Source organism: Teretinema zuelzerae, from assembly GCF_021021555.1.
GTDB classification, from domain to species: domain Bacteria; phylum Spirochaetota; class Spirochaetia; order Treponematales; family Treponemataceae; genus Teretinema; species Teretinema zuelzerae.
Genome location: NZ_JAINWA010000001.1, coordinates 1116640 through 1129779, shown reverse-complemented (window position 1 = coordinate 1129779; position 13140 = coordinate 1116640). Strand labels below are relative to the sequence as shown.

The window sequence follows — 13140 nt, the reverse complement described above, 5'->3', positions numbered from 1 at the left end:
TGTATTCCATGCAGGGAGGCGTATACTGGTCGTCAGGAGGACTCTCAAGTGATTACTTTTTTTGCGTGTCTTGCTATTTTGATTGCCGGCTACTTTCTGTACGGCCCGATAGTCGAAAAGATTTTCGGACCTACCGATGAACCGACTCCTGCCCTGAGTATGACTGACGGAGTGGACTTTGTCCCGATGAAAACCCCGAACATTTTCCTGATTCAGCTGTTGAATATCGCCGGACTCGGTCCGATATTCGGCGCCATATCGGGCGCGCTCTGGGGCCCGGCGGCCTTCCTGTGGATCACCTTCGGAACGATTTTCGCCGGAGGAGTGCACGACTATTTTTCCGGAATGCTGTCCATGCGCCACGAGGGCGAGAGCATTTCCGAAATCGTCGGCATCTATCTCGGCCCGATCATGAAAAACGTGATGCGCGTGTTCTCGGTCGTTCTGCTGGTTCTCGTCGGAACCGTTTTCATGACAGGACCGGCGGGATTGCTTGCCAAGCTCACTCCTGACAAGCTCAACTATACGTTCTGGCTCGTCGTGGTTCTGGTATATTATTTCCTCGCAACCCTTGTTCCCATCGATAAGCTCATCGGTAAGATTTATCCCATCTTCGGAATCGTTCTGATTATCATGGCGATAGGCATCGGCGGCGGCGTAATTCTGGGGAATTTCACCGGACGCATGAGCACGCCTGAATTCGCGTTTGCCAATCTGCATCCCAAGGGATTGCCCATATGGCCGCTTCTGTTCATCACGATCGCGTGCGGCGCTATTTCCGGCTTCCATTCGACCCAGTCTCCGATCATGGCGCGCTGCGTTCAAACCGAGCGCGACGGACGCAAGATTTTCTACGGCGCGATGGTATGCGAAGGCATTATCGCCCTTATTTGGGCGGCTGCGGGAATGACGTTCTATAACGGCACCGGCGGACTCGCGGCGGCTCTCGCCGATCCGCTTACCAAAGGACAGGGCGGTGTAGTGTACGACATTTCGATCCGCATGCTCGGCAAGGTAGGCGGAGTGCTCGCGATTCTCGGCGTTATTTTCTGCCCGATCACCTCCGGCGACACTGCCTTCCGCAGCGCCCGGCTCACTTTGGCCGACTGGTTCAAGGTCGATCAGAAGAAGATCATGCCCCGCCTTTCTATGGCGCTTCCCCTTTTGGCGGTCGGCGCGATTCTGTCGCAGATGGACTTCAACATCGTATGGCGCTATTTCGCCTGGTCGAACCAGACGCTTGCGATGATCGTTCTCTGGGCCGCGGCAATGTATCTCTACATGAAAAAGAAGAATATGTGGATCGCCGTGGTTCCCGCGACCTTTATGAGCGCGGTTTCCATGACTTACATTCTCCAGGCTCCCGAAGGTTTCAAGCTGGCGACATCGATTTCCTATCCGGTCGGAATCGTTTTCGCCCTCGCGGTGCTTGCCTTCTTCCTGTTTGTAACGCAAAAGAAGAAAACAGCCGCGTAATCAGTTGCGGTTTTCGCGGTTGACCGGCCTCCGCCCTTGAGGATATTCTCGGGCGGAGGCCTTTTTTTTTGCGTCTCTGTCCTGCTGTTGCGGGACTTATAACTATAGGGGACCTCTAAAAACTAACCGAGTTTTTCGAGGTGCCCTATATATCGATCCGGAGGATGGCGAATATGACGTATGCTGAAATGAGGTCCGCGGCGAAGATGAACCTGAACGGAACGTGCCGGGTGTGTCCGGTATGCGACGGCCGCGTATGCGCGGGCGAGGTTCCGGGAATGGGCGGCAAGGGAACCGGTTCTGCCTTTATGGCGAACGTGTCGTCCCTCGCCGCGGTTAAATTGAATATGCGCCTGATTCATGAGGCGGCGAAGCCGGATATGTCGTTCAGCCTCTTCGGCAAAACCATGTCCATGCCGGTGTTTACAGCTCCCGTTTCGGGCACTTCCATCAATATGGGCGGCAAATTTTCCGAAGCGGAATACATCTCCTGGATCATCCGGGGCTCGCTCGATTCGGGCGTGTATCCCATGGTGGGAGATACCGCGATCGAGCAGTTTTTGATCGACAATCTTGCTGAACTGAAAAAAGCCGGCGGCGAGGGCATAGCGATCATCAAGCCGTGGGAAGCCGCGAGCGTCGTCGATAAAATCCGCCTCGCGGAAGACGCGGGAGCCTTTGCCGTCGGCATGGATATCGACGCTGCCGGCCTCGTGACTCTTTCGCTCCACGGAAAGGGCGTTTCTCCCAAGACTCCGGCCGAGATTGCGGCCGTCAGAAAGGCGACGAAGCTGCCGTTCATCCTCAAAGGCGTGATGACGATAGAAGACGCGCTTGCGGCCGCCGACTGCGGCGTCGACGCGATCGTCGTGTCCAATCACGGAGGCCGCGTGCTCGACGGAACTCCCGGAGTAGCCGAGGTTCTCCCGGAGATAGCGGCTGCGTGCAAGGGAAAGATAACCGTGCTCGCCGACGGAGGAGTACGCAGCGGAGTCGATGTTTTGCGGATGCTGGCGCTCGGAGCCGACGCCGTGCTGTTGGGCCGCCCCCTGGTCGTCGCTTCCTTCGGCGGCATGGCCGAAGGCGTCAAGCTCGCCTACAGCCGCCTCCGCGCAGAGCTGGAATCGGCCATGATTTTGACCGGCTGCGCCTCCCTCGCGGACATCGACGGCAGTGTTATCCGGCGCTGAGTTGAGTACGCTTGCCGGCGGCTGGTTGGGCTTGCCGGCGGCTGAGTTCGCTTACCGGCAGCTGAGTACGCTTGCCGGCGGCTGTGTACGCTTGCCGGCAGCTGGTTGCGCATGCCGGCGGCTGAGTTCGCTTACCGGCAGCTGAGTACGCTTGCCGGTAGCTGAGTACGCTTGTCGGCAGCTGTGTGCGCTTACCGGCAGTTGGTTGCGCTTACCGGCGGCTGGTTGCGCTTGCCGGCGCGCCGGGTCAGGGATACCAGCGCAGGCCGGTTTTTACCGTAAAGCCGCTGTAGTAGTCAGGAGATCCGGGAATACGTTCTGCTTCGTCGAAGATGCTGTTAGTTCCGGCTTCCAGGTAGTAGGAGAGCATCGGCGCTGATGCGGAATCGGAATCGATGAAAAACTCGAAGCCGAAAAGGCCGTAGATTCCGAATTGCGCCGCATCGTCGGTGAGCTTTTCCGGCGGGAGTACGGCGAGAGCGCCGAATTCGCCGTACAGTCTGGCCGTATCGGAATTCCATCCGCCCGTACCGGCGACGCCGAGCCGGTGCGTGCTGAACTGTTCCCAGCTTAAGTCCGGGTCGTTGCGGTAGGCCGACAGCAGATCGAGTTGAGACTCTATCCTGAGAACAAGAAAATCCCGGGCGAAGCTCGGACTCGTGATTTCCAGGTTGATCCCCAGATTGTCCGCGGAGTCGGCAAGACCGAAGGCCAAAGACAGCGGCGTTTCCTTTGCCTGTATTGAAAGCGCGCAAATCGCCGCCGCGATGCACATCGCGATTTTTTTCATTTTTTCCTCCTATCGAAAGGCTTTTTCATTTTTTTACCGAGGCGATCAGTTTCTCGAGCTTCGCCAGGTACGCGTACAGCGCGTCTTTTCCCTCGGGCGTGAGTTTTTGCCAGGTGACGGGCTTTTTTCCTTCGAATTCCTTGCGCACTTCGATCAGTTTTTCCTCTTCGAGCTTCGCAAGGTGCCTGCTTAAGTTTCCGTCCGTCGCTCCGATGGAGTCGCGTATAAAGGTGAACTCGGCCTCGCCGCTTCCCAGCAGCAGACTCATGATCGCAAGCCGTATCGGCGAGTTCAATATCGAGTCGTAATTCTTGTAGTTATATTGTTCGTTGCTTTCATCGCTCATTCTGTCCTCCTCTGTCCCCGCGCCGCGCAAGCAGCTCTCGGAAACGCCGGCGCGAGATCGTCTTATTTTTTCTGGTTCGTGAACATGACGAGGCCGGGAATGAAGGAGCAGACGAAGGTGCAGCCGGCAAGGCCGATCGAGGCCTGTGCCCATTCGAGAGGCGCGATGACAAGCGCCGCGATCCACCAGACGGCGGAGAAAAGACGGAACCAGCCGAGCTGGAGAATCGAACCGTAGGTCCAGTACGCCATGCCGAGGAGGAGGGCTATGGTCGAAAGAAACAGGGGCCGCATGCCGTCTCCGCCGAGCATGTGGACGGCGAAGAGTATGAGGATCGAGAGCAGAAAACCGATCCACATGAACGAATTGATTTTAACGGCAAAGCTCTGAGCCGCCGCCCGCTTCGACTTCCTCATCCCCGTTATAACCGACACCGCGGCTCCGAATACCGACACCGCGGGCCAGAACGCGATCGCCGCTATGCTGTCGTATCCCGATTTCGCGGCGAGACAGTAAAAAGCCGCCGTCGCCGCAGGTATCAGGATGCCCCAGAACATCAGCAGTACGCCGTTTTCGTAAATGTGCTTCTGGCCTTCCTCAAAAAAGCGCTTGATCGTCTGCACCTGTTCCAGAGCCTCATCCTGATTCGTCTTGTCTGTGTTCATTGTTTATCTCCTTATAGAAAGTACTTTACGTTGTAAAGTATCAATCGTAATGCGATGAGCGTCAAGGATAAAAGAAGAGATTTTACAAATGAGAGCACCTGTTCTTTGAGCTTTTGCTCGACGCGAACGCGCGGCGGTAGTCCGCGGGAGTCGTTCCCGCTTCCGCGCGGAACGCGCGGGCGAAGGATGCCGCGTCGGCGTAGCCGCATTCGCGGGCGACTTCCTTTACGGACGCTGTTCCCGTAGCGAGAAGTTTGCGGGCTTTTTCCAGGCGGATGCTTCTGAGCATTGCTCCCGGGGATTCGGCGCCGCTGAGCGCGAAACGGCGCAGCAATGTTCGGACTGTCACTCCGCAGCGATCGGCGGTTTCGCTAATTCCTATGCCTGAAGCGCATTCGGCGGTCATAACGGCTATGGCCTTCGCGACAGTCTCGTCGGCGGGAAAACGTTCGAGCGATTTCATCGCGTAGGCTAGCTGGGATCTGTCGCCGGGATTTATCAGGAACGTGGAAGCGGCGGCGAGCGCAGTTTCTTCGCCGCATACGTCGCGTATCAGATGGAGGCCGAGATCCTGCCATGCGGTCAACCCTCCGGCCGTCGCGAACGATCCCGAATCGATGAGCATCCGTTCCGCCTCGACTTCGACAAGCGGAAACAGCGCGGCAAGGCTTCCGGCAAGATTCCAGTGCGTCGTCGCTTTTTTTCCGTCGGCTATTCCGGCGGCGCAGAGGTAGAATGCTCCTGCGCATACCGAACAGATCTTCGCTCCCCGTTCGTATTCCCTTCCGAGCGCCGCCGCCGTCCGTTTGAATTTTTCGTCCAATAAAATGCAATCTTGTTGAAGCGATGAAAACGGGGCGCGCGGACGTTTGGGGGTCAGTACATCAGTCCGGAACGGGGGGATGACGACCAGCCCATAGGGCGGACGCATATCGGCTGAGTCCCTGAATGCGCCCGGACGCACCGTCTCGACGGTGAAAGAACCGGGCGCGGTTTTTTCAGCGAATTCAAACAGTTCGCAAAGCCCGTAAACCGCTGAAAGATAGACGCCGGGAACCAGAAGAATCGCTGTTCTCATCATTCGGCTAATGTCGCAAAATGCATACTATATGTCAATTACGACATATTGCCGCTAACGTTTTCCGGTCGTACAGTTAAGCCATGAAAGAAGTATTGATTCTAATCGATATCCAGAACGACTATTTTCCGTACGGGCGGTTCCCCCTTGCCGGAATGCGCTCCGCGGCCAGTAACGCCGCGAAACTCCTGAAACGTAGGCGGGATGAGGGAACGCCTGTTATCCATATTCGCCATATTTCGGAGAGTCCTGATGCCGGTTTTTTTCTTCCGGATACCCGGGGTTCGGAAATTCATGACTCGGTTCGGCCTCTCGAATCGGAGACGGTTTTGATAAAACATACGCCGAATTCGTTTGCCGGAACGGATTTGCTGGAAATTCTGCGCGGTCTCGGCGCGGAGGAGCTGCATCTGGCCGGCGCGATGACCAACATGTGCGTGGACAGCACGGCCCGGGCCGCATTCGACCTCGGCTTCAAGGTTGTCGTTCATGGAAAGGCATGCGCGGCGAGGCCTCTGTTCGGTACGAAACTGATCCATCGCCTGTTTCTCGCGAACCTCGGAAGCGCATTCGCCCGCATAGTGTGAAACACCTGTTGCCGCTGTCCCGGCTCGGATAATCAACGTTTAAGAGGAACCTGGAGCTCGGTGAGCCATTCGTCTTCCGAATCCTTGTTCCAGATTCCGTCGATGTAGGATTCGCGGGGACAGTCTGAGGGGATATAGCCGTTGCTTTCGATCCACGAGAATACCGCCGAGTATGCCGCCGACAGGGTCGAGTAGGGGCCTTTGTGGAGCACGCAGGCAGCCTCGGGATCCCGGTGAATCGTTTGAAATCGATAGCCCTCCGGCAGTTTTCCGTTGCCCTTGTCCATAACTGCTTCGCAGAATTCTATGGAAATGTCGCGGTCGCGGTATTCTCCGTCCAGATAGCGGATGAAGCAGTAGGGCGGATCTTCGACGCAGGCAAGGGATGGATTGATCTTTTCGAGTTCGCCGGCCATCCGGGGCATGAGGCTGAAATATTCGTCGTAGGACGACACTACGGTCTTCAGGCTGTACACAAGAGCTTGCGGCAGCTCTTTGACATAAATTTGATAGGGCATGGTCCTCTCCTTTTCCAATGTTTTAAGATAATGGTCGATGGATGCGATCTGCCGTTCCGTTTCCCTCGAACGCTCTTCCAGTTCCTTTTTGCGCTCGATATAAATTTCCGCGGCGTTTTTCCCTTCGATCACCGAGCGGATTTCCGGAATGGAAAATCCGCATTGCCTGAGCGCCGCGATATTAAACATGACGGGAAGCTGGGAACTCGTGTAGTAGCGGTATCCGTTCGAAGGATCCACATATTCCGGCACGACCAGTCCTTCCTCTTCGTAGAAGCGGAGCGCCTTCACGGTAACCTTCGTAATCTTCGAAAAAAGTCCTATTCGATACATGCGTTTCCTTCATTTGTTCATTGGCCATGGACGGCGAAAAAACGAGGAAGTTTGTACAGGATGTACAACCACCCCGATCAACATTCATTGACCGTGCTCTCTTTCGCCATGGACGGCGAAAAAAAGCTAACCTGAGTTGACGCCCCCCGGGCGCCAACTCAAAGAGGAAGTTTGTACAGGATGTACAACCACTCCGATCAACATTCATTGACCGTGCTCTCTTTCGCCATGGACGGCGAAAAAAAGCGAACCTGAGTTGACGCCCTCCGGGCGCCAACTCAAAGAGGAAGTTTGTACAGGATGTACAAACTTCCTCGCTAGTCCCAGCGGAACTTCGCCGCCGACGCTATGTATGATATTACCGCTAGGGCCGCAAGCGCAAGGAATCGCGAAAGATCTGCGGCGGCGTCTGAATCGAGCACCGCGTTTTTCAGCAAAAAAATTCCCTGGGTGAGGGGGAAAGCGGACGCGAAAGCCCGGAGTCCCGCTGGCAGAATTTCGAAGGGAACGGTCGCGCCGGAAAGAAAGAGGGCCGGGAAGTAGGCGAGCGTGCATACCCAGTTAGCCGTTTTTTCGTTCGGAACGAGGCTGGCGATGAGAAATCCGAGCGAGTAGATCGATGCCTGTACGAACAGAAACGTTCCTATATATCTCATCGGTGAACCCGCGATTTCCACTCCGAAGCCGAAGCGCGCGATGAGATACACCGCCGCCGCGGACGTCCAGCCGAGCAGCGTTTGAACGAGGGCGTTCGCCGCGAGCAGAACCGCCGGGCTTACCGGCGTGACGCGGAAACGTTTGAGTATTTTTCCGTGCCGGTACGACGAAAAGGTCAGAGGAAGCCCCATGAGTCCCGACGCGCAGATTCCGACTGCCGCGATTCCGCCGAAGGCGAGCCTGATCGCTTCGGGTTCAGAGATGAATCCGATCAGCATCATGATTCCAACGGGGAAGGCGACGCCGAAAATCACCATGTCGCCCCCGCGGACTGCAAGTTTCGCTTCCATTCTAAACAGTGCCCAAAACGCTTTCATGCCGATTCTCCTTTGCCGGTAACGGCGCACGCAAGGAATAATTCCTCCAGGCTTCCGATGTGCGGACCTTCTTTTTGCATCAAGTCCGACGGACGGCCCTCTCTGACGACGACTCCTTTTTTTAATATTGCGACCCGATCGCACAGATATTCCACTTCATCCATAAAGTGCGAGGTGAGCACGATCGCGGTTCCTCTGTCCCTCAAGTCCTTCAGAAATTCCCACACGTCCCGCCTCGACGAAGGATCGAGGCCGGTGGTGAGCTCGTCGAGAAATACCAGCTCAGGGTCGGGAATGAGGGCAAGCACCACGGCGAGTTTCTGCCGCTCTCCTCCGGAGAGCGCGCCGACCGTCTGTTTCTCTTTGCCGGCAAGGCCGAATCCATCGACGAGCGGTTTCCAGTCGCGCGTATGACGATAGAGCGCCGCCGCGGTTTCGCACGCTTCCCTGAGCGTTATCCTGTCCTGGAACCTGGTTTCCTGAAACTGGACGCCCACCCGCTGAAACACGCGCTTGCGCTCCGATACGGGATCCATTCCGAGGATCGCCGACGAACCCGAATCGGCCTTCCTCGTCCCGAGCGCGCATTCGATCGCCGTCGTTTTTCCCGCTCCGTTCTCTCCGATCAGTCCGAAGATTTCGCCCCTCCCGACTTCCAAACTCAGCCCCTCGAGCGCCGTCTTTTCCCCGTAGGTTTTCCTCACCTTTTCCATCTTCAAGGCCGGACCCGTTTCCGCACTATTTGTTCTCATTATTCCTCCACTTTTGACAATTCTGCGCTCTCCCCCTGGAGGAGAGTCAACAAAGAAGGAAAATGTTTATTTATAAAAGTTGTTTTATCCCGCTGCTTGCGGAAAAGGCGCGACATGGTCGCGATTGGATGTTTGAGCAGATAAGTCGGAATTAACAGCGAAGAGCAAGAAAACTTTTTAAACCTGCGTCCTGCCGACCAGCGCTTGTACCCGATGCGGTCCTTTTGCTCGCGGTTTGATCAACCGAACATTCGCCGCGAAGGAAAATCCTGCAAACACAAAATTCAATACTCCTGTAGTTTCAGAGAAGATGTCTGTCGGCTCTGGGGCCTCCGGTACATTCCATGAAGCAGGCGCGTTGGCGAACCGCTTGCCGAACGCATGCAGGACGAGTTTTGTCGTGTGGCACCATGCTCCCTCCCATATGCCCACGACGAGAAAGAAAAACACAAAGGAGAGGCACAGATACGCTGCTAAAAAAATCTTTTTTTGGAAACGCTTATAGAGAAACAAATAACCGATGCACATAATCATCGGTATCGCTGCATACGCGGCAAAAGCCGCTCGCCACATTGTCTGATACAGAACAGCTGTGTAGTAATGATGAATTGCGGTAATCGACCATGTCATGAATATCCATACTCCTGCAGTCATCAACGTTTCTCTTTCCGATTCCGTTCGAGATGCCGTGTTCATTTTCCTTCTCCTGATTTATTGCGATATAACTTATTGAACTAAGGTTCAATAAGTTATATCGTATGTATATCTTGCACTAATGTCAATAAATAAATGAACTTTGGTTCATTTATTTATTGAATAAGTACTTTTTTTTAGGATAAGATGAAAGGAATTGGAAGGAAGTGTAAGTACCGGTTATGCATATACCTCAGGATGTTCGACGACAGACTACAAAAAGAAAAATAGTGGATGCTGCTGTCAGTCTGTTATCAACAAGCGATTACCATCAGATAACTTCGAAGGATATTGCCAGGGAGGCGGGAATTTCGACTGGCAGTTTCTATACGTATTTCGATAATAAAAAAGATATCCTCGTCGAGATACTAAAGGAATATGTGTTGAACGCGCATATTTCTCCGGATGAGCCGGTTCCTGTACAGACAAATAGCCTGCCGGGAACGGAATTATTGCTGAGAACCATTGTCAAAAGATGTTTTGCTTTACACGATTTCCCGCCGGGGTTCAGTAAAAACATACTGATGGTAAGCCTCTCCGATCCTGACGTCCAGCGGATTTACGGCGAGTATGAAATAGCAATGATCGGAGACATTCAGAAAGTAGTTCGCAGCCGTATCCCGAATATGGGCCAATCTCGTCTTGAGGCCGCGAGCATCGTTATATACTCTGCGGTGAAAGGCTCTATTCATAGCATTAAATTCAACCAGCCTTCCATTGATGAAACTGTTCTGGTCGACGAATTGATTACGCTGTTGCAATCGTATTTTAACTCGTTTTCATAACATCGTTCTCTCGCGGATAAGCGGAATCCGCAGGCATGCCGGGTAAAAAAACTGCGTCTTTTTTTTATGCACGAGTCTTGCGTTCAGAACTGGTGAGCGCATCCGGCATAGCGTATACTTGAGGCATGATAATTCCCGAGTTTTTCATTAGATTAATGAAAACCGACCTGCAAAGCGTGATGGTGATGCTGTTCTGGCTGGGGCTCACCTTTACGCTGCTGCTTGTTTCGTATTTGTCGAAGCAGGGGAGCGAGAGGCATCAGGCGATTTTTAAAACGCTGTCTCTTTCGCGCGGAATGCAGACGGCTGCCTGGCTTGTGCTGATTCTTTCCGGTACGGAACCGCATTGGATATGCTTTCTCGCGAGCGGGATTCTGTTATTCGGCGGATTGTATTTCGAGACGAGGACGCTGTTGTGTTTGGTCTCCAAGCCTTCAAAAAAGAAGCGGTCTTTCCTGGACGGCTGCGCTGCCGCCGCGCTTATACTGTTGATATTTTCCTTTGTTCGGATCGGGGCGATAACCGATCACTTCTTCATGCTGGGCGTTTTTTTCTGCCTCATCGTTCTGCTGTCGGGTCCGGTGCTCATGCTGCGGCGGGGCGGGTCCCCCCTTAAAATCATCATCGGAGCGAGCTATACCCTTCTCTTCCTGTTTTGCGTCTATGGGGTTATCCAGTTGAATATTCCGCAGATGCCCAAGTTCCTCCCCCCGCCGCTCATCGGCGATTTGATACGCATTCTGTTTGTCGAGATTTCATTTATCGGCGGGCTCGGCATCGTGCTTATCGCGAAGGAGGACTCCGACGCCCATATCCAGGAGCTCGCCTTCCGCGACCCGCTTACCGGGCTGCATAACAGGCGTTTTTTCATGGAGGAGGCGCGGACAGTTTTGAGCGACTGCGCGCGCGACAAGGCAGAGGCGTCCCTGATATTCATCGATATCGACCACTTTAAAAAGATAAACGACGAACACGGTCACCACTTCGGGGATACGGTGCTGCGGGATTTTTCGGCAGTGCTGAAATTGATTTACCGTCCGCTTGATCTTTCCTGCCGCTACGGCGGGGAGGAATTTCTGTTGCTGCTTCCGCGCGCGGACTCCGGGGAAGCCTTGAACGCGGCGCTTCGGCTTCTGGATTATTGCCGCTCGTCGCGCTTTCCTTCCAAGCCGGGTTTTTCCTATACCGTGAGCGCGGGCATCGCGTCCGGCGTACCCCGGTCGAACAGCCTGGACGAATTGCAGGAGCTGATCGAAAAGGCTGACAAGGCGCTCTACCGCGCGAAGGCGGCCGGCCGGGACCGCGCGGAGATCTTCGGCGAATCCGAACGAGGGTAAACGCCGCATCGCAATCAAGCTTCATATTCCGCAATTGAAAACTCGAATGCGTTCCCGCCCCTGCATGGGCCCTCTCTTGAGGGGGCTCCGAAATTTTCGTTTCCGCCGATCGCGGAGCTTCCTGCCTCAGTCTTGTCTTCAAGAGAATAAAAAAAAGCCGTCCGGCGTATGAGGGCCGGACGGCTTGGGAAGCGCGAAATCTTTTTTAGATTTACTTGATTTTGACGGCTACGGAGAGGGTGTCTTCGCTGCGGTTGTCCATGCCTTCGGCGGTGTTATATCCCTTGTTGTAGGCGAAGGAGAGCGAGGTTTTTCCGCTGGCGAAGGCGGCTCCGAAGGTCGCGCCGACGATGTTGGCGGCGGTGTCTCCGGCTTTATCGACGGAGGTGTTCATGAAGGCGCCGAGGAAGGGAGAGAAGTCTCCGAGTCCGAGCGTGGCGGTGAGCGTTCCGTAGTTGAGGATGGTCGCCTTGTCGCTGCTGGGCGCGTCTTCCTTGGGGAGGGTGACGATGAGGTTGGTGTTGAAGGCGAAGGAGAGCTTGGCGGTTTCGCTGAGCTTCATTCCGTAGCCGGCCGAGTAGACGCCGTCGAATTCGACTACGAGGTCGTTGGCGTCGTCAGTCGGGGTAGCGTCAAGGTAGAGGGGGACGCTCTGGGCGATTCCGTAGGAGACGTCTCCCGCTTTTCCCTTGACGCTGAAGGTCGGGGTTATGCGGTTGGCGGGGAGGACGGGAGAGGCTGTTCCGCCCTTTACGTCGCTTTCCAGGCGGTATTCGAGTCCGAATCCGAGGTTGGCGAGGTCTGATGCCTTCATGCCGAGGTCGGCGTTGAGGTAGAGTCTGTTGCGTTCGCGCATTCCGGAAGCGTCCGACTTGGGATTGAAGCGGCCTTCGAGGCGGTCTTTAACCGAGGTCGTCAGGCTCATGTTGTCGGCGAGTTTGATTTCTGCGGACGCCTTGATTTCGGTGCGGGAATAGACGGCGTCGTTTCCCATCGAGGTTTTGGCTACATCGTAGTCTACGAATTCAGAGTCCATTCTCTGGCTGAATTCCACTCCGACCTTGGGAGCTTCCTGCGCGCTCAGCGCTCCGGCGATTGCAAGTACCGCGATAAAGACAGTGGCAGTCTTCTTCATAATATCCTCCGAGTTTTTTTCCGCGGGGCGTTCCCCGCACGTGCTGACATTGGTATAGCAGTCCAATATGAGGATTGTATGTGGAGGAGGTGAGATTGTTTTAAGAAGAGGGTGTTATTAGCTTTGCCGACCCTGGCGCTATAGTTCCCACAATTTGATTCTGATTGCAGCGTCGACGAAGTCGCAGAGGTTCGCCGCTATCCAATGAGCCGAGCCTGCGACTCTTCCTTTCGAGTCGCGGTAGATGAGCGCCGAAATTCCGGCTACGGAGACCCCGAAAATTGCTATCAAAAAATTGACTGTTTGCGTCGTCATGTTGTTCGTTTTTGCAGAATACTCCCACAACGCAGGTTCCTGTAAGCGAAGCATTTATACTGCCTTTGAGACACTTTTTCATGGCGGCGGAAACCAGTTTCGATAT

At 54.7% G+C, this 13140-nt stretch carries 15 protein-coding genes; 5 read left to right on the top strand and 10 right to left on the bottom strand.

Annotated elements, in window-relative coordinates:
- Positions 1-48 precede the first annotated feature (48 nt).
- A complete protein-coding gene (locus tag K7J14_RS05150) occupies positions 49-1476 on the top strand; it encodes a carbon starvation CstA family protein (protein ID WP_230753960.1) in 1428 nt (475 codons plus the stop codon).
- Between the two features lie 173 nt (positions 1477-1649).
- Positions 1650-2666, top strand: a complete 1017-nt coding sequence (locus K7J14_RS05145) for an alpha-hydroxy-acid oxidizing protein (RefSeq protein WP_230753958.1) — start codon at positions 1650-1652, stop codon at positions 2664-2666.
- Between the two features lie 247 nt (positions 2667-2913).
- Here K7J14_RS05145 and K7J14_RS05140 read toward each other — a convergent pair whose 3' ends face one another.
- From K7J14_RS05140 to K7J14_RS05125, 4 genes are all read right to left on the bottom strand, one after another.
- Positions 2914-3456: a hypothetical protein gene (locus tag K7J14_RS05140; protein WP_230753956.1), complete on the bottom strand. Its 543-nt coding sequence runs from the start codon at positions 3454-3456 to the stop codon at positions 2914-2916.
- Between the two features lie 25 nt (positions 3457-3481).
- Positions 3482-3802, bottom strand: a complete 321-nt coding sequence (locus tag K7J14_RS05135) for a winged helix-turn-helix domain-containing protein (RefSeq protein ID WP_230753954.1) — start codon at positions 3800-3802, stop codon at positions 3482-3484.
- A gap of 62 nt (positions 3803-3864) precedes the next feature.
- Positions 3865-4467, bottom strand: a complete 603-nt coding sequence (locus tag K7J14_RS05130) for a hypothetical protein (RefSeq protein WP_230753952.1) — start codon at positions 4465-4467, stop codon at positions 3865-3867.
- An 82-nt stretch (positions 4468-4549) separates the two neighbouring features.
- Entirely contained in the window at positions 4550-5548 is a 999-nt protein-coding gene (locus tag K7J14_RS05125) for a GlxA family transcriptional regulator (RefSeq protein ID WP_230753950.1), read from the bottom strand.
- An 80-nt stretch (positions 5549-5628) separates the two neighbouring features.
- Here K7J14_RS05125 and K7J14_RS05120 point away from each other — a divergent pair, with 80 nt between their 5' ends.
- Positions 5629-6132, top strand: coding sequence for a cysteine hydrolase family protein (locus K7J14_RS05120; protein WP_230753948.1), 504 nt, complete (start codon positions 5629-5631; stop codon positions 6130-6132).
- Positions 6133-6164: 32 nt separating this feature from the next.
- Here the strand turns inward: K7J14_RS05120 and K7J14_RS05115 are convergent, their stop codons facing one another.
- From K7J14_RS05115 to K7J14_RS05100, 4 genes are all read right to left on the bottom strand, one after another.
- Positions 6165-6983: a MerR family transcriptional regulator gene (locus K7J14_RS05115; protein WP_230753945.1), complete on the bottom strand. Its 819-nt coding sequence runs from the start codon at positions 6981-6983 to the stop codon at positions 6165-6167.
- Positions 6984-7300: 317 nt separating this feature from the next.
- A complete protein-coding gene (locus K7J14_RS05110; RefSeq protein ID WP_230753943.1) occupies positions 7301-8017 on the bottom strand; it encodes an ABC transporter permease in 717 nt (238 codons plus the stop codon).
- A complete protein-coding gene (locus tag K7J14_RS05105) occupies positions 8014-8769 on the bottom strand; it encodes an ABC transporter ATP-binding protein (protein WP_230753941.1) in 756 nt (251 codons plus the stop codon). Before K7J14_RS05105 ends, K7J14_RS05110 begins: the two co-directional genes overlap by 4 nt.
- Before the next feature lie 177 nt (positions 8770-8946).
- A complete protein-coding gene (locus tag K7J14_RS05100; RefSeq protein WP_230753939.1) occupies positions 8947-9465 on the bottom strand; it encodes a hypothetical protein in 519 nt (172 codons plus the stop codon).
- A 179-nt stretch (positions 9466-9644) separates the two neighbouring features.
- Between K7J14_RS05100 and K7J14_RS05095 the strand changes: the two genes are divergently transcribed.
- On the top strand, positions 9645-10247 hold the full coding sequence (locus tag K7J14_RS05095; RefSeq protein WP_230753937.1) for a TetR/AcrR family transcriptional regulator: 603 nt from the start codon (positions 9645-9647) through the stop codon (positions 10245-10247).
- Between the two features lie 125 nt (positions 10248-10372).
- On the top strand, positions 10373-11584 hold the full coding sequence (locus K7J14_RS05090; protein WP_230753935.1) for a GGDEF domain-containing protein: 1212 nt from the start codon (positions 10373-10375) through the stop codon (positions 11582-11584).
- A 211-nt stretch (positions 11585-11795) separates the two neighbouring features.
- Here the strand turns inward: K7J14_RS05090 and K7J14_RS05085 are convergent, their stop codons facing one another.
- Together K7J14_RS05085 and K7J14_RS05080 are read right to left on the bottom strand one after the other, a co-directional pair.
- A complete protein-coding gene (locus K7J14_RS05085) occupies positions 11796-12719 on the bottom strand; it encodes a hypothetical protein (protein ID WP_230753932.1) in 924 nt (307 codons plus the stop codon).
- Positions 12720-12857: 138 nt separating this feature from the next.
- The gene (locus K7J14_RS05080) at positions 12858-13088 is read right to left on the bottom strand and encodes a hypothetical protein (protein WP_230753931.1); all 231 of its coding nucleotides are present in this window, start codon (positions 13086-13088) and stop codon (positions 12858-12860) included.
- Positions 13089-13140: the final 52 nt, after the last annotated feature.

Coding starts and splice junctions, on each gene's coding strand:
- K7J14_RS05105 (WP_230753941.1), bottom strand. CDS start 8,769: ATGAGAACAAATAGTGCGGAAACGGGTCCGGCCTTGAAGATGGAAAAG.
- K7J14_RS05095 (WP_230753937.1), top strand. CDS start 9,645: ATGCATATACCTCAGGATGTTCGACGACAGACTACAAAAAGAAAAATA.
- K7J14_RS05110 (WP_230753943.1), bottom strand. CDS start 8,017: ATGAAAGCGTTTTGGGCACTGTTTAGAATGGAAGCGAAACTTGCAGTC.
- K7J14_RS05145 (WP_230753958.1), top strand. CDS start 1,650: ATGACGTATGCTGAAATGAGGTCCGCGGCGAAGATGAACCTGAACGGA.
- K7J14_RS05090 (WP_230753935.1), top strand. CDS start 10,373: ATGATAATTCCCGAGTTTTTCATTAGATTAATGAAAACCGACCTGCAA.
- K7J14_RS05135 (WP_230753954.1), bottom strand. CDS start 3,802: ATGAGCGATGAAAGCAACGAACAATATAACTACAAGAATTACGACTCG.
- K7J14_RS05100 (WP_230753939.1), bottom strand. CDS start 9,465: ATGAACACGGCATCTCGAACGGAATCGGAAAGAGAAACGTTGATGACT.
- K7J14_RS05115 (WP_230753945.1), bottom strand. CDS start 6,983: ATGTATCGAATAGGACTTTTTTCGAAGATTACGAAGGTTACCGTGAAG.
- K7J14_RS05130 (WP_230753952.1), bottom strand. CDS start 4,467: ATGAACACAGACAAGACGAATCAGGATGAGGCTCTGGAACAGGTGCAG.
- K7J14_RS05085 (WP_230753932.1), bottom strand. CDS start 12,719: ATGAAGAAGACTGCCACTGTCTTTATCGCGGTACTTGCAATCGCCGGA.
- K7J14_RS05120 (WP_230753948.1), top strand. CDS start 5,629: ATGAAAGAAGTATTGATTCTAATCGATATCCAGAACGACTATTTTCCG.
- K7J14_RS05140 (WP_230753956.1), bottom strand. CDS start 3,456: ATGAAAAAAATCGCGATGTGCATCGCGGCGGCGATTTGCGCGCTTTCA.
- K7J14_RS05125 (WP_230753950.1), bottom strand. CDS start 5,548: ATGATGAGAACAGCGATTCTTCTGGTTCCCGGCGTCTATCTTTCAGCG.
- K7J14_RS05080 (WP_230753931.1), bottom strand. CDS start 13,088: ATGCTTCGCTTACAGGAACCTGCGTTGTGGGAGTATTCTGCAAAAACG.